Consider the following 24,770-nt stretch of genomic DNA (forward strand, 5'->3'; position numbering starts at 1 on the left):
AAATTACAAAGAACTTATCAAACTCACATTAACAGCTAAAAATAGTGTTCTAAGGCAGTTGCCGAATCATAAATCCGCGGTTGAGAACCATAAAATCTAAGGTCATGAAAATAAGAGAAATAAATGCCATGAGGGGACCAAATTACTGGTCTATTCGCCGCCACAGACTTATTGTTATGGTCTTGGATTTGGAAGAAATGGAAGAATTGCCAACCAACAAAATAGAAGGTTTCGCCGACCGTATTCGAGAGATGTTTCCAAGTATGTTCGCTCACAGATGTTCAGAAGGATGTGAAGGAGGTTTTTTTATGCGCGTAGATGAAGGAACATGGATGGGCCATGTAATTGAGCATATTGCCCTTGAAATCCAAACGCTGGCGGATATGGATACCGGATTCGGAAGAACACGCGGATATGGGGAGAAAGGAGTATACAATGTTGTTTTCTCTTACATTGAAGAGTCGGTAGGAAGATATGCTGCTAAAGCTGCTGTTCGTATTTGTGAAGCATTAATTGCTGGTGATCCTTATGATCTTGAAGAAGACATACAACGTATGCGCGAACTTCGGGAATCTGAACGACTTGGTCCTAGTACGGGGTCCATTGTTCTGGAAGCACAAAGCCGTGGAATACCATGGATACGGTTAAACAAGTATTCCCTGGTACAACTTGGTTATGGAGCCAATCAGAAAAGGATACAGGCTACTGTAACCAGTGAGACCAGCAGTATTGGAGTTGAATTGGCATGTGATAAGGAAGACACTAAATATCTTTTGGAACAGGCCGAGGTTGAAGTCCCCAGAGGGGATATCATCAGTAGGGAAAGTGGCTTGGAAGATGCTTGTCGTTATGTGGGATACCCACTTGTAATTAAACCAATCGATGGAAATCACGGCAGAGGAATTACAGTAGATATCAATAATTATGAGGATGCGCTTGAGGCCTTTAATATTGCCAAAGAAGTTTCAAGAAGGGTCATAGTGGAGAAATATATTACAGGCGAGGATTACCGTCTTTTGGTTATTAACAACAATTTCGTTGCCGCAGCAAAACGTACCCCGGCTCATGTTGTAGGTGATGGAAAATCTACCATAGAGGAATTGGTTGAGGATGTGAATAAAGATCCACGAAGGGGATATGGTCATGAGAAAGTACTTACCGCAATAACCATAAACGATCTGACAAAAACGATTATCGCCGATGCCGGCTATACTGTAGGCTCAGTATTAAAGGAGGGAGAACGATTAATTTTAAAGGATACCGCTAATTTAAGTACTGGAGGTACAGCCGAAGATGTTACGGATATCGTTCATCCTGCCAACGTATCAATGGCTGAAAGGATTTCAAAGATTATAGACTTAGATATCTGTGGGATCGACGTAATGACCAGTGATATTAGCCAGCCTCTTTCAGACACAGGAGGTGCTGTATTGGAAGTAAATGCAGGGCCTGGTTTCAGGATGCACCTCGCTCCCACCAGCGGGTTACCAAGAAACGTTGCTGCTCCTGTAGTAGATAAATTATTTCCTCAAAAAGGTGATACCGGAAGGATACCCATTGTGGCTATTACCGGAACTAATGGTAAAACGACGACCAGCAGGCTCATTGCCCATATAGCTAAAATGAATGGACAAAGGGTAGGCTATACCACAAGTGATGGGGTTTATATTCAAAATAGGATGTTGATGAAAGGTGATTGTACGGGTCCGGCAAGTGCAGAGTTTGTGTTAAAGGATCCTACCGTCAATTTTGCTGTACTGGAATGTGCACGAGGTGGTTTATTAAGAGCTGGCCTGGGTTTTAAAAAATGTGATGTTGCCATTGTTACCAACGTTTCGGCAGATCATTTGGGTTTAAAAGGCATCCATACTATAGAACAACTTGCCAGGGTTAAGGCGGTGATCCCGGAAACAGTGTTACCCGATGGTTATGCCATCCTAAATGCGGATGACGATTTGGTTTATGAAATGCGCAGAAACATAAATTGTAATCTTGCGCTGTTCTCCATGGATGAAAATAATCCCAGGATACAGGCCTTACAAAGAATAGGTGGAATAACTGCCATTTATGAGAATGGCTACGTAACCCTTTGCCGGGGTGAGTGGAAAATGCGGTTAATGAAAGCAGAAAATATTCCATTGACCTATGGTGGGAAGGCTCTTTTTATGATTCAAAATATACTACCGGCTATTATAGCTGCCAATGTTCAGGGTATTAGTATTGAAGATACGAAAGCGGCCTTAGAGACCTTTATACCTTCGGCTTCGAGTACTCCCGGGCGTTTAAATCTGTTTAAGTTTAACAACTTTGACATCTTATTGGACTATGCTCACAATCCTGCAGGTATGCGTGCTTTGCAAAAGTTCACAAATAACCTGGAAGCTACAGTAAAAGTAGGGATCATAGCTGGTATAGGGGACCGCAGGGAAGAAGATAATAATGAGATGGGAAGTATAGCCGCAGAAATGTTTGATGAGATTATTATCAGACAGGATAAAAATTTGAGAGGTAAATCGGAGACTGATCTGATTAATATGTTGGATGCCGGAATTAAAAAGCAGGATCCTAATAAAAAAACAACTATTATTCCTTCAGAAAAAGATGCGATTACCCATGCGGTGACTCATGCAGAAAAAGGATCCCTTATAGTTCTTTGTAGTGATGTGGTTCCGGATGCATTGGAGCTTGTAAAGCATTTAAGAGATCAGGAGGCGAAGGGCGAATTAACTTAAGGTATTCGTGATCTGTTTTTAAATACCTATTCATTATATGGCCTATCATAACTAAAAACACAGGGCGAAACCTGTGGTTTTCTCAAGTATTAATCAAATGAAAAAAATATGGGTTTGGTCTATTACCGCAGCTTTAGCCGGATTTCTATTCGGCTTTGATACCGTCGTTATTTCCGGTGCTGACAAAACACTACAGGCATTATGGGATTCATCCGATGTGTTTCATGGAGTAGTAGTAATAGGAATGGCCCTTTGGGGCACTGTTGTTGGTGCATTATTAGGCGGTATCCCCACGAATAAACTCGGCAGAAAGAAAACCCTTATATGGATAGGTATATTTTATACCATCTCGGCACTGGGCTCTGCTTTGTCAAATGACCCCATAACGTTTGCCATTTTTAGATTTATTGGTGGATTGGGTGTAGGGGCTTCAACTATCGCAGCACCCGCCTACATTTCAGAAATTGCTCCTGCTAAGGATCGAGGCAAACTTGTAGGTTTATATCAGTTTAATATTGTCTTTGGTATCCTGATTGCGTTTTTTTCAAATTACCTTTTAAATGGAATTGGGGAAAATGCCTGGCGTTGGATGGTAGGCGTTGAAGCCATTCCTGCAGCTATTTATACCATTTTCGCATTAACAATTCCCAAAAGCCCCAGGTGGTTGTTGTCTAAACATCGCGTTGATGAGGCCAAAGAAGTATTAGCAGTTATAAATCCGGGCTTGGATGCAGAACACATGATGCAGGAGATAAAAAAGGAAAGTGAAGGTACGATTCCAGGGGAAAACATTTTTTTAATGAAATATAGATTTCCATTGATCCTGGCTTTTTGCATCGCCTTTTTTAATCAACTCTCGGGGATCAATGCGTTTCTTTATTATGCTCCGCGGATATTGGAAGAAGCTGGCCTTGGAGCCAGCACAGCACTTTTGAGTAGTATTGGTATAGGGATAACCAATATGCTATTTACCCTTCTGGGAATATACCTGATTGACCGAATGGGGAGAAAACAATTAATGTATATTGGCTCTTTTGGATATATTATAGCGCTATCCCTGGTTGCCTGTGCATTTTATTTAAACTGGGAAGGAATTTCTGTCGCAATCTTTTTATTCCTCTTTATAGCAGCTCATGCAATTGGACAAGGTACTGTCATTTGGGTGTTTATTTCAGAAATATTCCCTAATCATTTAAGGGGATACGGCCAAAGCTTTGGAAGTTCTGTGCATTGGATTCTAGCAGCTGTTGTGCCTTCATTAATTCCTATTCTCTTTGCTACTATAGGACCCGGAATTGTATTTACGTTTTTCGCATTTATGATGTTTTTACAGCTTCTTTTTGTGGCCTTTATTATGCCTGAGACCAAAGGAGTGTCACTGGAAGAATTAAGCAAATCGCTTACAAGAACCAGGAAGGTTAAACCTAAGAGTATACACTAAGCAATTTCAAATAAGTTTAATTGTATGGTATAGAAAATGAAAGCAGTTTTAGTTCCCATGCACTTTCAGTCCGGGATTAACAAAGAACGCAATGGCCTAGGAGAATCATATAATAGGCTATATTGAATCAGACATGAAGGAAATTATGGAAGAATTTAAGTCTCCTAAAAAAAGGTGTTTGAGTTTTTTGACATAAATTTAAAATGATTGTTGAGAAGGCTCTATGACCTAGTACATACATGTTTATTGTGATACAATCATATTGCCATACGGACTTATTCAGCAAAACAAATTGTTGCAATACTGTAAGTAATCATGGAAATAATGGACTCTTAGAGTATGTTACAGAATATATTTCCATTTCAAAAACAATACAGCCATGAGAAATTTTTTTAGCAGTCTATTCAAAAAGAAAAAAACAGATGAATTTGATGAGATCCCCAATGGGGTATGTCCCAATTGTTGGGGAGATCAGGAGTACGGCAACGTTATTCGTGAAAAATTTAAGGATGCACAAATAGATGTAAATAATAAAGAAAGTAAGTATGCTTTTATACAAGACTTTGTAGTGACCCATTTAGATGGAATAAGACTAAAAAGTGCTGTACACGGCACAGAATGCCCTACTTGTAAAGTAAAATATAAAGAATAACAATATTCTAAATTCTAAACAATCTATAATGTCAAAACAACTTTCAAAAATGACGGAACAAAACTGTTCCAATCCTCCTGCCAAATACAATGACCTCAAGGTTTTATTCCTTAACTGTACCCTTAACAGAACACCGGTTTTGTCGCATACAGAAGGGCTCATAGGTGTCGCCCAGCGCATTTTTGAAGCAAATGGTGTGGCTACCAAAGTGATTCGGCCTGTAGATTATGATATCCCTGCCGGACTGGGGCTAGATATGTCTAAAACCCCGGAATGGGATAAAGACGACTGGCCTATGCTGCAAAAAGAAGTGGATGCCTGTGATATTCTTATCCTTTGTACTTCCGTCTGGTTGGGAGAAAAATCTTCGGTATGTAACCGGGTATTGGAGCGGATGTATGGATATACCCATTTGTTTAATGAAAAAGGACAATACAGGGATTATGGTAAAGTTGGTGCTACCTTGATTACGGGAAACGAGGATGGGGTAAAACATTGCGCCATGAATATTCTATTTTCTCTTTCACACATAGGTTATACAGTACCTCCACAAGCGGATGCGGGTTGGATGGGTGAAGCCGGACCAGGACCTTCTTACAGAGACGAAGGTTCAGGAGGGCCCGAGAACGACTTTACCAATAGAAATACTACTTTCCTTGTTTGGAATTGTTTGCATCTTGCCCGAATGCTGAAAGACAACGGTGGCATTCCTGCACATGGCAATCAACCCGATGAGTGGGCTGCTGGATGCAAGGCAGGGTTTGACAGCCCGGAACATAAAAGATAATCCAATAATGGAAAAAATGATGTACCTGCTGGCACAATACCTTGCGGCTGCAGGAATAAGTCTTTTAGAGAAAAAGGATGTTGACAGTCATAGCAATCTAGGTTTTTCAATTGAAAATAGCAGTATGTACTCCAGACCATTAAATGATTATGGGGATATGTTAGCCGTAAACTTCGAAAAATTTACATTAGATTGGATTTCAAATGATGTGTCCACTTCACTGCGATTGGATGGCACCACGCATGCCGAAATTCTAAAATGGATTAAAAAGATGGCCGATATAGCGGCTATTAAGGTGCCTTACGCTTATTCCTTTCATTATGATTTTCCCTATCAAATAAAGGATAATTTTGTCTTTAAACTTTTAGACGCCAATAGGCTTAACGAATTGTTGGATCTAAGAATTATGGCCCAATCAGTTCTGGAAACTTTTATCGAGGACCAAAACTTAAACTCTGAAATTCGGATATGGCCCCACCACTTTGACACCGGGGCTTATGCTATATACAATGATATATCAGGTGAGGCAATTGGATTAGGGCTTGCGGTTCCAGATAATATATGCAGGGATCATTATTTCTACATCAGTGGATTCAAAGGACATGAGGTAATAGATACTTCAGATTTTAAACCGTTATCCCCAGGATCATGGGGTGTAAATGGGTATATAGGAGCAATCCTGCCAACTACAGAAATTGACAAAAAAAAGGCTATTGGCTTTTTGTCTGAGGCATTCAACCAATATAAAAATTAATTATTGTAGTTATGACTTCCTCACAAAACATTATCTGGCCTATTCGACAGGTGTATTAAATTAAAAAGCATATAGCATCCATTGCCCACTAAACCTTTTAATATCCATTGAAGATTACTGCCGTAAACTCTAACTATTTTGTTGCCAAGCTCATAAAATAAGCCAATTTGGATATGATTTTTTAGTTTAATAATGATCATTGGTCGTTCGGAAACCTATTCTACCTTTAAAATGCCCAACTGACAAATATCATATTTTAAGACCTACTAAATTTTGAATTTTGTAATGGCAAATTATGTTCAATTTTGATTCACGTTTGTCACAAATTAAATCTTAACATGACAAATGTCCATTCATTTCATATTCCCGTAATGGGAATAGGCTTTACCATAGACACTCCTTTAAAAGTATCCCAATTTGGCATAGACTCCGTTGTTTCCTTAGTGGATGATATCCTTATCGAAAAATTAAGGAAGATGTATTGTGATAAGTTCGAGCGTCCTTATACAGAGATTACTGAAAAAATGGACGATTTTAGAGCAAAAAGAATCACTTCTTATCTTGATCTTATTTATGATGAAAGTGTAAAAAAATTTGAAGAGCTAAAAAATGTTACCGCGGAATCGGCTACTGATCTCAAGAAATATTTTTCAATGTTACCCGAAACGTCAAGTTTAAAAAAAGAATTTAAGAATCTGACCAAAGACTCTTTTAATTTTGAGGAAATCAAAGCTTGGGCAAAGGATAATCTCATTATGGGTAGTATTGATGTGAACATAATGACCAAAGTTGATAAAGAAAATTATCGTAAAAAGATAAAATTATCTTCGGAATATAATGATGCGCATGCGGCGTTGAGAGGATATGCAAACAGCGTTCTTAATTCTTCCCTGGTCCTTTCTGCCGGAATGAATCCGAGATTGTATAGCTATATGGAACAGTTCGAAGATTTTTATCCCGATGAAAATGGAATCATCAAAAAGAAAATCGTCCTTAAGGTAAGTGATTACCGTTCAGCTTTAATCCAGGGTAAATTCCTGGCAAAAAAAGGGTTGTGGGTATCAGAATATCGAATTGAATCCGGCCTTAATTGTGGCGGACATGCTTTCGCTACGGATGGTTTTCTTATGGGACCTATCCTAAATCAATTTAAAGAAGAAAAAGAAGACTTGACCCAATCGGTTTACGAGATTTTGACAAGTGCTTTGGATCAAAAAAATCGCGTTGTTCCAAATTCAATCTTACCGTTAAAAATTTCAGCACAGGGTGGCGTAGGCACTATAGAGGAGCACAACTTTATTTTAAATCATTATAAGGTGGATGCTATTGGATGGGGAACACCATTTCTTTTGGTACCTGAAGCAACAACTGTGGACAAGTCGACCATTGAAAAATTAGTCGTGGCAAAAGAAGATGATTTATATCTAAGTAATATTTCCCCTCTGGGTATTCCCTTTCACAGCTTAAAGGGTAATACCAAAGATTTGGAAAAAGCCAAATTGATTGAAAAGGGAAGACCAGGAAGCCCTTGTCCGAAAAAATTTGTGGCCATGAACAAAGACTTTTTGGATACAGGAATCTGTACGGCGTCTAGACAATACCAGCATTTAAAAATAAAGGAGTTGGAGAAGCAAGAACTTGCTGTCGAAGACTATGAGTATCAATACAACAAAATAATTGAAAAATCCTGTACCTGTGTAGGACTGGGAACTTCTGCCCTGCTCGCATACGGACTTGACACAAAAACTGAAGGTGAAGGGGTTTCGGTATGCCCGGGCCCTAATATGGCTTATTTTTCCAAAACCATGGAACTGAGTGAAATGATAGACCATATTTATGGAAGAACCAATGTGATCACAAGAGAAGATCGTCCACATATGTTCATAAAAGAACTCCATATTTATTTGGACTACCTGGCAACAAGAATTGGCGAAACCCGGTTTTCGCCATCCGATAAACAAAGGAAATATTTGTTGAACTTCGCCAGTAATTTAAATGATGGAATAGATTATTATCAGACATTGTTCAACAACCTAAAAAAAGAATTTTCAGGGTCCAAACAACAAATATTGGAACTACTGGACGAGGGAAGAAAGACTTTGAAAAGCTTAGTTAAAGAAATCGAAAGTCTGGAAAATAACCTGGCAATCCAATAGCTGGTCATTTATATTTCGCAACATAATCTAAAATATCAAGGTTCATGGTTTTCCTATGCCCAGCTATAATGGAATAGAGGATATTAAGTGATAAACCCTTTAAAATCTTACTGGGAATCTGCCTAATTATACCAATTTTAACCAATCTATGACAAAACTATACTGTGGCTAAAGATGCTATTGCTTCAGTTTGCATTACCTATTCCATACTAAACAACCAACTGCCATCCTCTAACCATTTGTCGTTCATTATTTTAAGCGCTCCTGCTAAATCAAAGGCTTCTAGGTAATTTTCCACGAGGTTATGAAAATGGAGATCATCTGCCGGAAGTGCCATCCCTATCGGTTCTATATTCATAGGGCTATCAAGCGTTACTAAATCTTTCCCCTGGTTACGCATGATGGCAATTACACAAATCGGGTAATCTGCTACCATGGCATCTGCCTGATCATTAAGTATCATGGCAATTCCTTCATCATAATTGCTAACTGGAATAGCCTGTGCTTTGGGCATATATTTTTTAACAAAAGCCTCACTGGTAGATCCCCTTAAACAGCTTATTTTGTAGGCTTCATTATTGGCTTCTTCGGTACCCTTTAATTTGGACAAGACGGACGTTTTTGCAAGAATTGATTTGCCAGATATCGTATAAGGACCAGCAAATAAGGCTTTTACACTACGTTCGGCAGTAACTGTCATTCCTGACATAACTGCATCTATTTTGCCCGCCTCCAATGCCGGTAAAAGCTCTGAAAATGGCATTACTACGGTCGTCAATTTTACACCAATACCATTAGCCAATATATTAGCAAGGTCTACTTCAAAGCCCATTAATTCGCCAGTCTTTGATTTCATATTAAAGGGTGGCTGATTCCCTGTCAGACCAATTCTGATCTCTCCGTTTTTAAGAATTTTAGCAAGTGTCTTTTGTCCATGGACCGGAAGGGCCAAAGCGATAAAAAACAGCAAAATAACTGTTGTGTATTTTATTTTCATACTTTATTGTTTTTAGTTGGTTACTGAAAATATTAAGTCATTGAAGATAGCACTTATTCTTTTACAAGCAAACATGCTCGTAATTGAAATGTAAAATGAAAATTTCATGCCACCGTTCTGGATTTATTTTGTTCAGGATGAATACAGGATTAACTAACGTTCTTCCCTAAAAGGCTCCGCCTTGAAAGTAACCGGGATTAACTAACGTTCTTCCCTACAAGGCTCCGCCTTGAAAGTAAAAATCCCAAACATACAAATTCAAACAAGCTTGATTTGTCGTTTGGGATTTTTACTTATTCGTGACCCCGGAGGGATTCAAACCCCCAACCCTCAGAGCCGAAATCTGATGCGCTATTCAGTTGCGCCACGGGGCCGTTTGCTTTAGCGAGCGCAATTTACGCAAAAAGAGCTGTTTGGAGCTAATAAAATACGTTCAATTGGTATTTTCTTTTTACATTTTGGACAGACACCAAAATCATTGGTCCCCAATTTGTCCAGGTTACGCTTTAGACCTTCAAGACGTTCTTTGGCTTTAATAAGGGCTGCATTCATAACCCCTTTATTGTTTATAGCATCCATCCGCGATACTCGCCCGATAGCATTATCGGGAGCAATGGGTTGCGATAGTTCTTCATATTGCTTTATCTTCTTTTCAGTACTTGCAATATCAGATTCAAAGAGCTCACGAATTTCTTGAACATTCATTTTATAATTAAGTAAGTTTAGCACGAACAATACCGGAAATTGTTTTTCCGTCGGCTTGCCCTGCCAATTGTTTGGATACCATCCCCATTACTTTTCCCATATCTTTCATGCCACTGGCACCAGTTGTTTCAATAATCTGGATAACAATCTTTTCTACCTCATCCGCACTTAGCTGGGCTGGTAAAAATTTTTCAATTACGGCTACCTGTGCCAATTCAGGTTCTGCAAGATCTTCTCTTCCCTGTTCCTTAAAAATCGCTGCACTGTCTTTTCGTTGTTTTACCAGCTTTTGTATCAATTTTATTTCATCAGCATCAGACATTTCGTCTCCCGCTCCCTTTTCAGTTTGTGCCAGTAGTAAAGCAGATTTTATTGCCCTCAAAGACTCCAGAGCTATGGTGTCTTTCGCTTTCATTGCCGCTTTTATTTCTTCCATAACTTGATTCTGTAAGCTCATATTTTGTGAATTTTAGGAGCGCACAAGATAAAAAAAATAAACCCGAAAATGTAATGTATTTTCGGGTCTATTTTAAGCTTGGGCATATCATCCCGCATTCTTACTAGTCTACATTATCATGTAAAAAGGAGTTGTTAGAACGTAACTGAATTTCATCATTACTGTCTTCACTTAAAGTAGTTCTGGACACTTTACCCTCTTTGGGTCTTTCATTTAAATCGATGCCCTGACGCTTATAAGCCGGTTCCTTTTCTATTTCATCAATATTATTAACACTATTCTGAAACTTGTAATTGAAATCTTTTAGTTTTCTCCTGCGCTCATCCGCCCTTTCCCTTAGTATTTCTTCAATTGGAGTATTCATGGGGTCCCCGTCGTTTGTTTCAACTTCTTCTTTCCCAGCCACAGTCTTTCTCTCGAAAACCAACTCATCCTCAATAAGTTTAGGATCAAATTCTTCCGCTTTGGATTTTGCGCCTGTTAACTTATTTTCCAGTTCCATATAATCATCAAGGCTATAGCGGGTTTCTCCTTCTTTGTTGTATTCCAAAACAGGTATTACCTCTATATGCTCACTAACATCAAGATCGTTTATGTCTTCATCCAGGCTAAATGTGATAACATTTTCATTCTCTTCTTCAACCTCATCCGTCAAAGGCATATCAAAACGAAGTGCAATCTGTTCCTTTTCATCTATTTTGCCAGCTAATTCTTCTGGGTCAATTACCTCAATATCCTTCAGGGACTTTTTAGAATCAATTATTATAAAATCTTCTTCAGCAATTTCTTCTGCTATAACCTCTTCATAGAAAACATTAAAATTTCTTATATAATTGGTTGTTGGAATAAGATCTATTGTTTCTTCAACCTCTAAAGAATGTTTTATTATCGGTTCAAAAACTTCTTCTTCTTCCAGTTGGTAAACGACATTTTCTTCACTCAAATCTCGTTCGGCCTTTTGCTCATCTTCAAGAGTGTGTATAATTTTTTTGGTTTCAGTATTAACAATTTCATCCTGCTGGTCAATGTTAAAACCTGTGGCAATTACAGTTACAGCTATAGCTTCGCCCAGGCCTTCGTCTTCGCCCACACCCATAATAATGTTAGCCCCATGACCTGCCTCTATTTGAATATGATCATTAATTTCTCCTATTTCATCAATAGTAATCTCCTGGGATCCCGAAACAATAAGTAATAACACGTTTTTGGCCCCTGTAATTTTATTATCATTCAATAATGGAGAATCCAGCGCTTTCATAATAGCTTCCTGAGCTCTTGCTGACCCTGAGGACATTGAGGAACCCATAATTGCAGTTCCGCTATTTGAAAGAACTGTTTTAGCATCACGCAGGTCAATATTCTGAGTATAATGGTGGGTAATTACTTCGGCAATGCCTCTGGCCGCAGTTGCAAGTACTTCATCTGCCTTTGAAAAACCCGCTTTAAATCCTAAATTCCCGTAAACTTCTCTTAATTTATTGTTATTAATTACAATTAAGGAGTCTACATTAGAACGTAATTTTTCAATCCCTATTTGAGCCTGTTGACATCTCATCTTACCTTCAAACAGAAAAGGCATAGTTACAATCCCTACAGTAAGGACATTCATTTCTTTTGCTTGCTTAGCTATAACAGGGGCTGCTCCGGTGCCTGTTCCTCCGCCCATACCCGCGGTTATGAAAATCATTTTGGTAGTGTTATCAAGCATATGCTTAATTTCTTCCATACTCTCCAGGGCAGCTTGTTCACCTACTTCAGGATTAGCACCAGCTCCGAGTCCTTCTGTTAGAGTAACACCTAATTGTATTTTATTGGGAACAGGGCTATTTTGCAAAGCCTGTGAATCTGTATTGCAAATCACAAAATCCACTCCGTTAATTCCGGCCTGGAACATGTGATTAATCGCATTACTTCCACCCCCTCCAACGCCAATTACTTTAATTACATTACTTTGATTTTTCGGTAAATCAAAGGCTATATTTTCAAATTCGGTGTTCTTGCTCATGTTTTTTGTGTTACTGGTTAATATGTGCTACGATTTAGGTTTACTCTGCGTTATCTAAAAAATCTTTAAGTTTTTCTGACCAGAGATCAAATACAGATTTTCTCTCTCTTCTTGACTTTTCGGTTGTTTTACCTTCAGGATGACCTTCTAAAACCAATTCTTCTTCATTCCTGGTTTCCTCTTGATAATTAGGATTTCTTCCTTTATTTTCAATTGCGTTCATCAGCAATCCTACTGCGGTGGCATATAAAGGACTGGCAATTTCCTGATCGGAATCTCCTGCCAAATGCTCATTAGGGTATCCTATTCTGGTATCCATACCTGTAATATATTCTACCAACTGCTTCAGATGCTTCAACTGGCTTCCTCCACCTGTTAATACAATCCCCGCAATTAGTTTTTTCTTTTGCTCCTCATGTCCGTAATTTTTGATTTCAACATAAACCTGCTCAACAATCTCAACGACTCTTGCATGTATTATCTTAGAAAGATTTTTTAGTGTAATTTCCTTTGGTTCTCTTCCACGCAATCCGGGGATAGAAACTATTTCATTGTCCTTGTTTTCGCCTGGCCATGCAGAACCAAATTTCATTTTGAGAAGCTCCGCTTGTTTCTCGATAATTGAACAACCTTCTTTAATATCTTCCGTAATAACATTCCCGCCAAACGGAATTACAGCTGTATGCCTTATGATGCCATCTTTAAAAATAGCAAGGTCAGTTGTACCACCACCTATATCTATTAAGGCAACTCCTGCTTCCTTTTCTTCCTGACTAAGAACCGCATCTGAAGATGCGAGGGGTTCAAGGGTAATATTACCCAGGTCAAGGCCGGCACTTTTGATGCATCTGCCAATGTTTTTAATAGATGAAACCTGGCCGACAACCACGTGGAAATTAGCTTCAAGCCTTCCGCCGTACATTCCAATAGGTTGTTTTATTTCAGCCTGTCCGTCTACCTTATATTCCTGAGGCAAAACATGGATGATTTCTTCTCCGGGTAGCATAACCAATTTATATACCTGATTACAAAGTTTATCCAGATCGTCCTCATTGATTACTTCTTCAGAATTAGCTCTTGTAATATAATCGCTATGCTGGAGGCTCCTAATATGTTGTCCGGCAATCCCAACAACAACGGACCCTATCTTTAAACCTGAATCGGCTTCCGCTTGTTCAACAGCCTGTTGAATAGATTTTATGGTTTGTGTTATGTTATTTACCACACCCCGATGCACACCCAGGCTTTTTGACCTGCCAATGCCCAAAACCTCAATTTTGCCATACTCGTTTTCCTTTCCGATAATGGCAACAATTTTTGTAGTACCTATATCTAATCCAACTGAATAATTACTTTGTTCCATATTATTTTAAATTTTGGTGCACACTACTTGATTATTAAATTCTAAGCTTACTATATTATAATTTTCTAATGTTTTGTCCTTGGCAGCTTTGGTATAAAAAGCTTTGAAATTATTGAACTTCTGTTCTAAATCGTCCACATTACCTAAATTCACCACAAAGTTTTCCAGTCGGAATTTCAATTGATAATTTTCTTCATCCTCAATGTGAATTCCGATTACATTTTTCCTTAAAAAGTTGTCCCTGTTTATGTAATTTAATATCACATAAACATCTTCTAAACTTTTACCGGTAATATTGCCCGTAATGATTGGCACTCGTGCAGAGTGATTACTGGACAACGGCATGTTTTTACCTTCCTCATCCAGGTAGAATTTTGTCATTCCCTCCACACGTCCTATTGGCTGCCTTTGTACAATGTTCGATGTAAGCTCACCACTTATAGTAAGATAAACTTGGGCACTTTTTACCATTTCATTGGCCTCTATGACCTTTTCTATAGTATCCAAATCTAATTTTTCTTTAGGCATGTTTTTAATGATACCATAATTTTGTATTAACAATTTATTAACCATAGACTGGGTAAGGTAGAGATTGTTCTCCCCTGTGAATTTTAGCGTAATGCCTTCTACAGTTCTTGAATCACTTCTATGACCTGAAAATGCATAAAGCCCCGTAATACAAATTATTAAACCCACAAATTTGATGTAATTCCAATTAATTTTCATGTTCCAGTTCTTTTTCTATTTTTGATATTTCCAATCCAATATCACCGGCACCCATGGTAACCAATACTTCCGGTTCTTGTCTTTTTATTTCCTCAATCAGATCCGCTTTTTGGATTAATTTCTTATTCTGAATCTTTATTTTTCCCATTAGCCATTCCGAAGTCACCCCAGCAATGGGTTTTTCTCTTGCCGGATAGATATCCAATAATAAAACACTATCAAATTGCGAAAGACTGCGTGCGAAATCATCCACGAAATCTCTTGTTCTCGAAAATAAATGGGGTTGAAAAACGGCGAGTATTTTTTTACTCTCATGCATCTCGGAGATGGCATCATATACGGCATTTATTTCCGTCGGATGGTGCGCATAATCATCTATAAAGACAAAGTCGACATTCTTTATTCGATATGAAAATCTCCGTTGCACACCCTTAAAGGTTTCCAATGCTTTAGCAAGTCGATTAGGTGGGGATCCAACCTGTATTGCCATCGCAAAAGCCACCAGACCATTAAGCAAGTTATGCTTTCCTGGTTTGTTAAACTTAACCCCTTTAAGGGTAGTGTCTGGAGTTTCCAAATCAAAAACGTAGGCGCCATGTATTATTCTTAAATTTCTTATACAATAATCCGAGTCATCTTCTATTCCATAGGTTATTCCTTCTAAAGGCAAACCATTTCTTATAAACAGTTTCCCGCCGGGCTTTAGTTTATCAACAAATTCCCTAAAAGATTTTCTTAGTTCTGTACTATCACCATAAATATCCAAATGATCTGCATCTATTGAAGTAATACAGGCAACATCAGGCGATAACTGTAAAAATGAACGATCATATTCATCGGCTTCCACAACAGAATATTCACTGCCCCCGAACCAAAAATTACTATTAAAATCTTCCGAAATACCACCAAGAAAGGCGGTGACCGGTGTCCCTGTTTCTTTTAACAAATGCGCTAGAATGCTACTTGTTGTTGTTTTACCATGGGTTCCTGCCACTGCCAAACAAAAAGTATCCTTGGTGATAATTCCTAATACCTCCGAACGTTTTTTTATTTCAAACCCTCCTGAGGCAAAAAAACGGAATTCTTTATGGTCATCAGGAATTGCGGGGGTGTAGACAACCAGGGTATTCTCAACATTTTTATAGTCTGCTGGAATTTCAGAGATATCATCTGTATAATGTATCTCAATTCCTAAATCAGAAATCTCACGAGTCAAGGGCGTCTCCGTTTTGTCATAACCGGCTACATTCTTTTTTAATAGCTTAAAGTATCGCGCAAGAGCAGACATACCAATTCCTCCAATACCAATAAAATAAATGTTATGTATGTCTTTTAGCCTCATGTTAAATTTTCAGCAGATGTTCTATTTCATCTACAATGTTTTTAGTAGCATCAGGCTGTGCCAGTGCTTTTATATTTTCTCCCAACAATTTCTTACTATCCCCAGAGTTATTCAAATCTGAAAAAACGCTTTCAAATTTGTCAGCCAGATCTTTTTCCTCCACCATCAATGCCGCTTGTTTTAAAACAAGACTTCTCGCATTTTTGGATTGATGGTCTTCTGCTACATTTGGCGAGGGAATAAATATCACCGGTTTACCAACTATGCATAATTCAGAAACTGAGCTGGCTCCAGCCCTTGAAATGATTATGTCCGCAGCGGAATAAGCGAAATTCATTTTATTCAAAAAATCGTATATTTTCACATCTGTAGCATGAAATTTTTTATATTCTTCATAGTATCCACGGCCACATTGCCAAATAAGTTGAATCCCTAATTTTGAAAAGAAATCCAATTCCTTTTCTATAAGTTGATTTATTCTCCGTGCACCCAGACTTCCTCCCAGGACCAGCAACGTTATTTTTTCCGGGTTCAAACCAAAGAATTCATAAGCTTTATCATTATGCTTCAAAGGAGCTATCAAATCTGCTCTGACAGGATTCCCCGTTTTTACAATTTTATCTACTGGGAAAAACCTTTCCATATCATCATAGGCAACACATATTTTTGCTACGTGCTTAGCCAGTAATTTATTCGTGATCCCTGCATATGAATTCTGCTCCTGTAACACACAAGGGATTCCTTTTCTGGAAGCCATTTTTAATACAGGCCCACTGGCAAACCCCCCTGTACCTATAACTACATGGGGTTTAAACTTCTTCACTATTTTTCCTGCGCTAATCAAACTACTAATTAGTTTAAATGGGAATATTAAATTTTTTAATGACAACTTTCTTTGTATTCCACTAATCCACAAACCTTTTATCTTGTACCCCGCCCCCGGCACTTTTTCCATCTCCATCCTGTCTTTTGCACCAACAAATAAAAACGCTGCATTCGGATGTCTTAATTTTAATTCATCGGCTATGGCTATTGCCGGATAAATATGTCCTCCTGTTCCACCACCAGATAATATAAACCTATAATTGTCCACTTAGCACTTCTAAGGGGTTAGTATCATTAACATCAGATTTTTTAACATCAATCGATTTAAATTTTCTGCTTGCACTTAACACAATTCCAATAGCCAGACAAGTCATCCAAATAGATGTTCCTCCACTACTAATTAGTGGCAAAGTTTGCCCTGTCACAGGAAATAACTCTACTGCCACCGCCATATTTATAAGCGCCTGAAAAACAATAGGCAACCCAACACCAACTACTAATAATTTGCCAAATACAGTCTCATTTGAATTTGCTACTACTACAATTCGGAATAACAAAAGCATATAAAAGAACATTAGTACAAACCCTCCCACCAATCCGTACTCTTCGATTATAATGGCATAAATAAAATCTGATGAACTCTGAGGTAGAAAATTTTTCATTACACTTTTACCTGCTCCATTCCCAACTATTCCACCACTTGCAATGGCTATTTTTGCTTTTTCTATCTGATAGTCCGACTCTGTATCTGCCGGATCCCAAAAACTTTCTACTCTATTTATCCAGGTGTCCACCCTGTTTGGAAAAAGATCAGGATAAGCTTTTGCCGTAAGAATAAAAATGGTAAGTATTAACAATCCCGTACCTACTATCCCTGAAAGATATTTTAGTGGATAACCCCCTAAAAAGCATAGCATCAGTACCATAAAAAAAAGTATGGCCGCAGTAGAGAAATTAGCCGGTAAAATTAAAATGGTGACTAGAAAAACAGGCAGCCACAAGGGTACCAGGCTTTCATTAAAAGTGATTGTTTTATCTTTAATTCTGGTCAGGTATCTCGCCACATAGATCATTAGAACCACCGCTGCCAGATTTGAAGTTTGAAAAGTTATTCCTACCAAAGGGAGGCGTATCCATCTACTGGCATTTGCACCGTCTATTGTAGTGCCCTGAGCCAGAGTATATGCCAACAGAACCAACACTATGGGCAGAGCAATAATAGATAACCCCTTAAAAAAATGGGTCGGAATTTTATGAACACCATAGATTATTCCAAATCCCAAAAGCAGCAACATCCCGTGTTTAACCAAATGACCAATTGTTGTGCCATTTCCAACTACATAAACCAGATTACTGCTGGCACTGTAAACAGGTAAAAAGGAAAAAAGAGCCAGCAGAGCAACTACGCCCCAAATGGCTTTATCCCCTTTTATATTTCCTACAAACCCAGACATTTTTACAAGTTTTTTATTGCTTCTTTAAATTGATTTCCCCTGTCTTCATAATTTTTAAAAAGATCAAAACTAGCGCATGCCGGAGATAGCAAAACAGTATCTCCTCTTTCAGCAATTTTATAGGCAACTTTTACAGCTTCGGTCATAGCGTAAGTCTCAACGATTAAATCGACCACATTACCAAAAGCATATTTAATTTTTGAATTATCCATACCCAGGCAAATGATAGCTTTTACTTTTTCCCTTACTAAGGGCATCAGAACTTTATAGTCATTCCCTTTATCCACGCCACCAACAATCCAGACAATAGGTGTTTTTATACTTTCCAAAGCATAATAGGTGGCATTTACATTGGTGGCCTTTGAATCATTTATATATTGTACATGATGGATTTTTAAAACCTTTTCCAAACGATGTGCAGCTCCTTGAAAATTCTGAATACTTTCACGGATAGTATCCTTGCGAATACCAACCAATTTTGCAACCGTTGATGCCGCCATTGTATTTTTAAGGTTGTGTAAACCTTCTAGTGCCAAAGAATCTGCTTCCATTTCAATTGTTTTATTTTCTGTCCTAATTAATATTTTGTCATTCTCCAACCATGCCCCTTCTTTGAGTTTATCATTAATTGTAAAAGGCAATAATTTTGATCTAATTGGGTTCCTCTCCAGCCAACTTACAATTACATCATCATCACAATCATAAATCAAACTATCTTCGGTGTCCTGGTTTTGTACAATTCTGAATTTTGAAGACACATAGTTTTCAAAAGAATTATCATACCTATCTAAATGGTCCGGGGTAATATTTGTTATTACCGCTATATTTGGTTTAAAATCTACAATTCCATCTAACTGAAAACTGCTTATTTCAAGTACATAGAAGTCATAATCGCGTTCCGCTACCATTTTGGCAAAACTGTCGCCAATATTTCCTGCCATTCCCACGTTTAAACCTCCATTTTTTAAAATGTGATAGGTAAGCATCGTAGTAGTGGTTTTACCGTTACTTCCCGTAATTCCTATTATTCTGGCATTTGTGTGTTTAGCTGCAAACTCAATCTCCGAAATAACCGGAATACCTTTTTTGACAAGTTTTTTTACCAGAGGTACCGTATCCGGAATACCAGGGCTTTTCATTACTAGATCAGCATTGAGAATTTTGTCTTCCGAATGCTGTTCTTCCTCCCAATCAATCTCAAAATGTTCAAGAACGTTTTTATATTTTTCTTTAATCTTACCCTTATCTGAGACAAAAACCAGATAATCCATTTTTTTTGCCAGAATGGCCGTTCCAACTCCACTTTCACCAGCGCCGAGTACAACCATTAATTTCATTATCTCACTTTGAGTGTCACAATTGTAATTATGGCTAATAGTATTCCTATAATCCAAAATCTTGTAACTATTTTACTTTCGTGATATCCCTTTTTTTGATAATGGTGATGTAAGGGGGCCATTAAAAAAATTCGCTTCCCTTCACCTGATCTGTTTTTCGTGTATTTGAAATAACCCACCTGCAACATCACTGAAATGGACTCCGCGAAGAATATTCCACACAGTATGGGAATCAACAATTCTTTTCTTACAATTAATGCAATTACTGCTATAACGCCCCCTATCGTAAGACTTCCGGTGTCACCCATAAATACCTGGGCAGGAAATGCGTTATACCATAAAAAACCTACCAATGCCCCTACAAAAGCGGCAATGAAGACCAAAAGTTCACCAGCCTTGGGAATGTACATGATATCGAGGTACTCGGAAAAAATTATATTACCGGAGACCCATGCAAAAATCCCCAGAGTAAGAACAATTATCGCAGATGAACCAGCCGCTAAACCATCAATACCATCTGTAAGATTTGCTCCATTGGAAACCGCAGTGACTATTAAGATGACAATTGGAATAAAAATTAACCATGCATACGAAACTGCCTTCTCACCGGCCCAGGAGATCAGATTACTGTAATCCAGTTCGTTGTTTTTAAAAAACGGAACAGTAGTCATTGTAGATTTAATATCTTCCCCTTTAACGTTTTCAACCTTATATTGCTCCGTAATTATAGTATTGGTCCTTTCCCGCATGGTGACTTCCGGATGGAAGTATAATGTTGCACCCACGATAAGTCCAAGTACAACCTGACCTATCACTTTAAACCTGCCTTTGAGCCCTTTTTTATTATTCCTGAATATTTTAATGTAGTCATCTACAAATCCGATGATACCCATCCATATTGTGGTAACTATCAATAAAATGACATAAATATTCATTATATCGGCAAACAATAAAACCGGAATCAAAGTGGACATTATTATTATCAAGCCGCCCATTGTTGGAGTACCTGTCTTTTGCTTTTGCCCTTCAAGCCCCAAATCCCTGATAGTCTCCCCTATTTGTTTGTGCTTCAGAAAAAGAATAATGCGCTTTCCATAAACTGTTGCCAATAATAAAGAAAGCAGCACCGCCATAGCTGCCCTGAATGTCTGAAACTGAAACAGACTTGCTCCCGGCAGTTGATATTGCTTTTCTAAATACTCGAACAGATAATACAGCATATTATGTTATCTATTTCTTATTACTTATTTAAACTTGTCAGCACTTCCTTTATAATTTTAAAATCATCAAAATCCACGCGCTCACCATTGGTTTCCTGATAGGTCTCATGACCTTTACCCGCAACCAGGATTATATCATTAGGTACTGCTAACTGACAGGCTGTCTTTATTGCCTGGTTTCGATTTTCAATTGATAAAACTTTCCTGAGATTCTGTGGTTCTACGCCGGCTTCCATCTCTTCAATGATTATAAGAGGTGGTTCGGATCGTGGATTGTCTGATGTAAAAATAGCTTTACTACTCATCGCTGAAGCGATATGACCCATTACCGGACGCTTAGACCTGTCACGATCACCACCACACCCCACTACGGTGATGACGTTTTCATTTCCAGTCCTCAATGTATTGATTGTCTCAAGTACATTTTTTAAGGCGTCCGGCGTATGGGCATAATCAACAATAGCCGTTATTCTTTCTTTAGATATATAATATTGAAACCTTCCGTCTACATTTTCCAATTCGCTCAATAATCTCAGGGTCTCAAGTTTTTCTAATCCCAATAGGTCAGCTGTAGCATATATAGCCAATATGTTGTAAGCATTAAAATGACCAATTAACCGGGTCCAAAGGTCATTATCATCAATTTTTAATAACTGTCCGTTAAATTGATTTTCCAAAACTTGGGCCCTGTAGTCGGCATAACTTTTTAGAGCATAGGTATATTTTTTAGCTGCCGTATTTTGCAACATCACAAGACCGTTTTTATCGTCAATATTTGTTAAGGCAAATGCTCTTTTGGGTAAATCATCAAATAATTTCTTTTTTGTATCCCTGTATTCAGCAAACGTTTTGTGATAATCCAGGTGGTCATGTGATAAATTTGTGAATATTGCGCCCTCAAAGACCAACCCTTCTGTTCTTTTTTGGTGAATGCCGTGGGAACTTACTTCCATAAAACAAAATTCAACACCTGCCTCATTCATTAGAGAGAGATATTGATTAATGGTCATGGCATCCGGGGTCGTATGGCTCGTAGGAAATTCTTCGTTATCCACCATTATTCTAATAGTAGATAGCAGGCCAACTTTATACCCCGCTTTTTTAAATAATTGATATAACAAACTGCTAACCGTAGTCTTACCGTTAGTACCAGTGACACCTACAAGCTTTAAATTTTTAGATGGATTATCATAGAAATTTGACGCCATTATAGCCAAGGCCTGGTTGGCATCAAGAACTTCCACATAGGTTATATCGTTAATCAAATCTCCCGGAAGATTTTCACACACTATCGAATTAGCACCTGCGGCTATTGCTTTATCAATATATTTATGCCCATCCGTTAAAGTACCTTTGATAGCGACAAAAACACTACCCTCAGCTACTTTTCTGGAATCAAAACATATGGTATTCACCATAACCCCGGTAGATCCGCTCACGGCAGTAAGGCTTACTCCAAATAGTATATCCTTTAGGGGCTTCATGAAAGTTCTAAAATTATTTTCTTTACTTTTTCTAAATCTGTTCCCTTAGAAATTGATTGCTTTTTTACTTTGCCATTTCCTTTGACCTCTACCTCCAAACCCATGTTTTCGAGGATAGAAATTGCATCCATTCCACTCATTCCCTTTACATCTGGCATCTGATTATGATTCTTTTGTGACTCTGCATAGTAGCTTTGAAAACTTGCATCTAAATCTTCATTCAAAGGTTCTAAGGTTTCTATTTCGTCTATTAATGGGTTGTTGGCATAAATCTTCCTGGCTATGGATTTAAATACCGGCCCTGACACGTCGGCACCATAGTAGCCAACACTTTTATCTGGTTCATGGATCACCACTATACAGGAGTACTTTGGGTTATCTGCAGGGAAATACCCGGCAAAAGTTGATATGTACCTCAGTTTGTCGGGGTCACGGGTTACATAGTTTTTTTGTGCTGTTCCCGTTTTACCGGCCATTGAAAAGTTTGGAGAATAAAGTCGATGACCAGTTCCGTGCTCTTTTTCAACTACATTTTTTAACAAGTCACGCACCTGTTTAGCGGTTTCCTTAGAGCAAATAGCCTCATTAATAATTTCTTTATCGAACGTATAAATGGTTTTGTTCCATTCCTTAACTTCTTTTATAAGTCTGGGCCGCAATAGCTGACCATCATTAGCGATAGCGTTGTAAAAAGCAAGCGTCTGTAAAGGGGTTAAGGATACTTCATAGCCATGAGACATCCATGCCAGGGAAATACCGGACCATCCCTTATCTCCGGGGTATCTAATTACAGGCTTACCTTCGCCCTTTATTGGCATTCCCAGTTCCTCATGGAGCCCCATAGACATAAGCCGATCTACAAAAACTGATGGTTCTTCTTTATAACTGTTATGAATCATTTTGGCGAAAGCTGTATTCGAAGAAACTTCAAAAGCCTTTGCCATTGAAATTTTGCCATAACCTCCATGTTTAGAATCCCTTACTATTCTATCGTATATTCTCCAATGTCCCTTTTCAGTATCAATAACTGTGCTTGTGTCAATTTTATGATCTTCCAGGGCAGCAACCAGCGACATTAATTTAAAGGTAGATCCGGGTTCATGAGATTCGCCTATCGCATAATTTAATCTTTCATAATACTTGCCATCCTCAGTCCTTCCAAGATTAGAAATTGCCTTTATTTCGCCAGTTTTGGTTTCCATTACAATTACACATCCATGATCGGCTTTATACTTTTCTAATTGTGTTAAGAGCCCATGATGCGCAATATCCTGAATATTGATATCGATGGTCGACACTACATCATACCCGTCTTTTGGTTCAACAATATTGTCTAAGCCAATAGGTTTCCACTGACCTTTAGCAATTTTCTGTTTCAGTCTTTTTCCTTCTACTCCTCTTAAATAATTACCAAAGGCGCCTTCAAGTCCTACCCTGGTTGCATAGCCATTTTCATCAAATCGTTCATACCCCACGCTTCTTTCTGCTATTTTCCCTAAAGGATGCTCCCTTACAGTTTTTTGCTCTACTATAAAACCTCCCCTATTTGGTCCTTTGTTAAAAAGCGGAAAGCTTTTAACTTCTATATAGTCAGAATAATCAAGATTCCTGGCTACCAAGGCGTATCTGTTTTTATTTGCTTTTGCTTTTCTTAAAATTTGTTCATAATAGGCGGATGGCTTTTCAAATAGTTTTGAAAGAGCATCACACAAAGGCTGTACTTCTTCTTCAAAATCTGAGCTTTTCACCGTGACCGCATCAAAGCGAATCGTATACCTTGAGACCGATGTAGCTAACAGACTTCCGTCATCTGAATAGAGATTTCCCCTGTTTGGGGCAATGGTAAAAAGCCTTTCCGTACGTTGAAGCGCCATCTCTTTGTACTTATTGCCATGAACCATCTGAATACTAACAAGTTTTACGACCACTGCAATCGCAAACAGGAACAGACATGCTGATACTATATAAAGTCTGGTCAATATTTTTTTATCAGTGATAGCCACTTATTTTTTATTGGTTTTTACTTTTATTTTTCTCGGTGGTACTTCAGATGGAAAAAGACCTTCAACCATTACATTCGTCGTGATGGTTGATTCTAATTTTAATCGTTGTAAGTCTGAGCGCATATCTACGAATTCGTTTTTTAATTCTTTGACCTGTTCATTCAGTGCAGCAACCTGGTGTACTTTTTTATCCGCACTGTGAGAACTTGCAATCATTATGGTTGCCAAAACGGAGGCAAAAATTATAAAGAGCCAATTTTTTGGTGCATCTCCACTCACCAAGAACTTGCCTTTTAAAATATCGATGATCCCTTTTCTCATGAGTTTTAT

Annotated in this window: 20 protein-coding genes and 1 tRNA gene; 6 read left to right on the forward strand and 15 right to left on the reverse strand. The window is 38.2% G+C overall.

Annotated features, from left to right (window positions below):
* Nucleotides 1-104 precede the first annotated feature (104 nt).
* The 6 genes from cphA to WBM60_RS05720 all read left to right on the forward strand — a co-directional run bounded on the left by cphA (nucleotide 105) and on the right by WBM60_RS05720 (nucleotide 8,522).
* A complete protein-coding gene (cphA, locus tag WBM60_RS05695; RefSeq protein ID WP_424260004.1) occupies nucleotides 105-2,732 on the forward strand; it encodes a cyanophycin synthetase in 2,628 nt (875 codons plus the stop codon).
* 97 nt (nucleotides 2,733-2,829) lie between these two features.
* Nucleotides 2,830-4,173, forward strand: a complete 1,344-nt coding sequence (locus WBM60_RS05700) for a sugar porter family MFS transporter (RefSeq protein WP_424260002.1) — start codon at nucleotides 2,830-2,832, stop codon at nucleotides 4,171-4,173.
* A 379-nt stretch (nucleotides 4,174-4,552) separates the two neighbouring features.
* Nucleotides 4,553-4,825 (forward strand): hypothetical protein, encoded by a 273-nt coding sequence (locus WBM60_RS05705; protein ID WP_424260000.1) that lies wholly within the window; start codon nucleotides 4,553-4,555, stop codon nucleotides 4,823-4,825.
* Nucleotides 4,826-4,853: 28 nt separating this feature from the next.
* Complete coding sequence (locus WBM60_RS05710; protein WP_424276990.1) at nucleotides 4,854-5,612, forward strand: flavodoxin family protein; 759 nt, start codon at nucleotides 4,854-4,856, stop codon at nucleotides 5,610-5,612.
* The gene (locus WBM60_RS05715; RefSeq protein ID WP_424282850.1) at nucleotides 5,527-6,366 is read left to right on the forward strand and encodes a hypothetical protein; all 840 of its coding nucleotides are present in this window, start codon (nucleotides 5,527-5,529) and stop codon (nucleotides 6,364-6,366) included. Before WBM60_RS05710 ends, WBM60_RS05715 begins: the two co-directional genes overlap by 86 nt.
* A 338-nt stretch (nucleotides 6,367-6,704) precedes the next feature.
* Nucleotides 6,705-8,522, forward strand: coding sequence for a hypothetical protein (locus tag WBM60_RS05720; RefSeq protein WP_424278537.1), 1,818 nt, complete (start codon nucleotides 6,705-6,707; stop codon nucleotides 8,520-8,522).
* A gap of 199 nt (nucleotides 8,523-8,721) precedes the next feature.
* On the opposite strand, the gene WBM60_RS05725 is transcribed toward WBM60_RS05720, so the two are convergent.
* From WBM60_RS05725 to WBM60_RS05795, 15 genes are all read right to left on the reverse strand, one after another.
* On the reverse strand, nucleotides 8,722-9,519 hold the full coding sequence (locus tag WBM60_RS05725; protein WP_424259992.1) for a transporter substrate-binding domain-containing protein: 798 nt from the start codon (nucleotides 9,517-9,519) through the stop codon (nucleotides 8,722-8,724).
* A gap of 300 nt (nucleotides 9,520-9,819) precedes the next feature.
* Nucleotides 9,820-9,893, reverse strand: a tRNA-Arg gene (locus WBM60_RS05730).
* 7 nt (nucleotides 9,894-9,900) lie between these two features.
* Nucleotides 9,901-10,224, reverse strand: a complete 324-nt coding sequence (locus WBM60_RS05735) for a TraR/DksA family transcriptional regulator (RefSeq protein ID WP_424261588.1) — start codon at nucleotides 10,222-10,224, stop codon at nucleotides 9,901-9,903.
* 7 nt (nucleotides 10,225-10,231) lie between these two features.
* The gene (locus WBM60_RS05740; protein WP_424261586.1) at nucleotides 10,232-10,681 is read right to left on the reverse strand and encodes a GatB/YqeY domain-containing protein; all 450 of its coding nucleotides are present in this window, start codon (nucleotides 10,679-10,681) and stop codon (nucleotides 10,232-10,234) included.
* 103 nt (nucleotides 10,682-10,784) lie between these two features.
* On the reverse strand, nucleotides 10,785-12,686 hold the full coding sequence (gene ftsZ / locus WBM60_RS05745; protein WP_424276987.1) for a cell division protein FtsZ: 1,902 nt from the start codon (nucleotides 12,684-12,686) through the stop codon (nucleotides 10,785-10,787).
* Between the two features lie 40 nt (nucleotides 12,687-12,726).
* Nucleotides 12,727-14,049, reverse strand: a complete 1,323-nt coding sequence (gene ftsA, locus WBM60_RS05750) for a cell division protein FtsA (RefSeq protein WP_424276986.1) — start codon at nucleotides 14,047-14,049, stop codon at nucleotides 12,727-12,729.
* 6 nt (nucleotides 14,050-14,055) lie between these two features.
* Complete coding sequence (locus WBM60_RS05755) at nucleotides 14,056-14,775, reverse strand: cell division protein FtsQ/DivIB (RefSeq protein WP_424259301.1); 720 nt, start codon at nucleotides 14,773-14,775, stop codon at nucleotides 14,056-14,058.
* Nucleotides 14,765-16,117, reverse strand: a complete 1,353-nt coding sequence (gene murC, locus WBM60_RS05760; protein WP_424282851.1) for a UDP-N-acetylmuramate--L-alanine ligase — start codon at nucleotides 16,115-16,117, stop codon at nucleotides 14,765-14,767. Before murC ends, WBM60_RS05755 begins: the two co-directional genes overlap by 11 nt.
* A 1-nt stretch (nucleotide 16,118) precedes the next feature.
* Nucleotides 16,119-17,210: an undecaprenyldiphospho-muramoylpentapeptide beta-N-acetylglucosaminyltransferase gene (gene murG / locus WBM60_RS05765; RefSeq protein ID WP_424259303.1), complete on the reverse strand. Its 1,092-nt coding sequence runs from the start codon at nucleotides 17,208-17,210 to the stop codon at nucleotides 16,119-16,121.
* Nucleotides 17,197-18,396, reverse strand: a complete 1,200-nt coding sequence (locus WBM60_RS05770; protein WP_424259304.1) for an FtsW/RodA/SpoVE family cell cycle protein — start codon at nucleotides 18,394-18,396, stop codon at nucleotides 17,197-17,199. Before WBM60_RS05770 ends, murG begins: the two co-directional genes overlap by 14 nt.
* A gap of 2 nt (nucleotides 18,397-18,398) precedes the next feature.
* The gene (gene murD / locus WBM60_RS05775; RefSeq protein ID WP_424259305.1) at nucleotides 18,399-19,733 is read right to left on the reverse strand and encodes a UDP-N-acetylmuramoyl-L-alanine--D-glutamate ligase; all 1,335 of its coding nucleotides are present in this window, start codon (nucleotides 19,731-19,733) and stop codon (nucleotides 18,399-18,401) included.
* On the reverse strand, nucleotides 19,733-20,953 hold the full coding sequence (mraY, locus tag WBM60_RS05780; protein ID WP_299164081.1) for a phospho-N-acetylmuramoyl-pentapeptide-transferase: 1,221 nt from the start codon (nucleotides 20,951-20,953) through the stop codon (nucleotides 19,733-19,735). The genes murD and mraY overlap by 1 nt, the downstream gene beginning before the upstream one ends.
* 20 nt (nucleotides 20,954-20,973) lie before the next feature.
* Nucleotides 20,974-22,437 (reverse strand): UDP-N-acetylmuramoyl-L-alanyl-D-glutamate--2,6-diaminopimelate ligase, encoded by a 1,464-nt coding sequence (locus WBM60_RS05785; RefSeq protein WP_424276377.1) that lies wholly within the window; start codon nucleotides 22,435-22,437, stop codon nucleotides 20,974-20,976.
* Complete coding sequence (locus WBM60_RS05790; RefSeq protein ID WP_424276378.1) at nucleotides 22,434-24,440, reverse strand: penicillin-binding protein; 2,007 nt, start codon at nucleotides 24,438-24,440, stop codon at nucleotides 22,434-22,436. The genes WBM60_RS05785 and WBM60_RS05790 overlap by 4 nt, the downstream gene beginning before the upstream one ends.
* Nucleotides 24,441-24,761: an FtsL-like putative cell division protein gene (locus tag WBM60_RS05795; RefSeq protein WP_424263909.1), complete on the reverse strand. Its 321-nt coding sequence runs from the start codon at nucleotides 24,759-24,761 to the stop codon at nucleotides 24,441-24,443.
* Nucleotides 24,762-24,770 lie beyond the last annotated feature (9 nt).

Source organism: Eudoraea sp., from assembly GCF_049669105.1.
Lineage (GTDB): Bacteria > Bacteroidota > Bacteroidia > Flavobacteriales > Flavobacteriaceae > Eudoraea.

What these genes read in the sequence shown, in the direction of transcription:
- cphA (WP_424260004.1), top strand. Translation starts at nt 105, where the DNA reads ATGAAAATAAGAGAAATAAATGCCATGAGGGGACCAAATTACTGGTCT.
- WBM60_RS05700 (WP_424260002.1), top strand. Translation starts at nt 2,830, where the DNA reads ATGAAAAAAATATGGGTTTGGTCTATTACCGCAGCTTTAGCCGGATTT.
- WBM60_RS05705 (WP_424260000.1), top strand. Translation starts at nt 4,553, where the DNA reads ATGAGAAATTTTTTTAGCAGTCTATTCAAAAAGAAAAAAACAGATGAA.
- WBM60_RS05710 (WP_424276990.1), top strand. Translation starts at nt 4,854, where the DNA reads ATGTCAAAACAACTTTCAAAAATGACGGAACAAAACTGTTCCAATCCT.
- WBM60_RS05720 (WP_424278537.1), top strand. Translation starts at nt 6,705, where the DNA reads ATGACAAATGTCCATTCATTTCATATTCCCGTAATGGGAATAGGCTTT.
- WBM60_RS05725 (WP_424259992.1), bottom strand. Translation starts at nt 9,519, where the DNA reads ATGAAAATAAAATACACAACAGTTATTTTGCTGTTTTTTATCGCTTTG.
- WBM60_RS05735 (WP_424261588.1), bottom strand. Translation starts at nt 10,224, where the DNA reads ATGAATGTTCAAGAAATTCGTGAGCTCTTTGAATCTGATATTGCAAGT.
- WBM60_RS05740 (WP_424261586.1), bottom strand. Translation starts at nt 10,681, where the DNA reads ATGAGCTTACAGAATCAAGTTATGGAAGAAATAAAAGCGGCAATGAAA.
- ftsZ (WP_424276987.1), bottom strand. Translation starts at nt 12,686, where the DNA reads ATGAGCAAGAACACCGAATTTGAAAATATAGCCTTTGATTTACCGAAA.
- ftsA (WP_424276986.1), bottom strand. Translation starts at nt 14,049, where the DNA reads ATGGAACAAAGTAATTATTCAGTTGGATTAGATATAGGTACTACAAAA.
- WBM60_RS05755 (WP_424259301.1), bottom strand. Translation starts at nt 14,775, where the DNA reads ATGAAAATTAATTGGAATTACATCAAATTTGTGGGTTTAATAATTTGT.
- murC (WP_424282851.1), bottom strand. Translation starts at nt 16,117, where the DNA reads ATGAGGCTAAAAGACATACATAACATTTATTTTATTGGTATTGGAGGA.
- WBM60_RS05770 (WP_424259304.1), bottom strand. Translation starts at nt 18,396, where the DNA reads ATGTCTGGGTTTGTAGGAAATATAAAAGGGGATAAAGCCATTTGGGGC.
- murD (WP_424259305.1), bottom strand. Translation starts at nt 19,733, where the DNA reads ATGAAATTAATGGTTGTACTCGGCGCTGGTGAAAGTGGAGTTGGAACG.
- mraY (WP_299164081.1), bottom strand. Translation starts at nt 20,953, where the DNA reads ATGCTGTATTATCTGTTCGAGTATTTAGAAAAGCAATATCAACTGCCG.
- WBM60_RS05785 (WP_424276377.1), bottom strand. Translation starts at nt 22,437, where the DNA reads ATGAAGCCCCTAAAGGATATACTATTTGGAGTAAGCCTTACTGCCGTG.
- WBM60_RS05795 (WP_424263909.1), bottom strand. Translation starts at nt 24,761, where the DNA reads ATGAGAAAAGGGATCATCGATATTTTAAAAGGCAAGTTCTTGGTGAGT.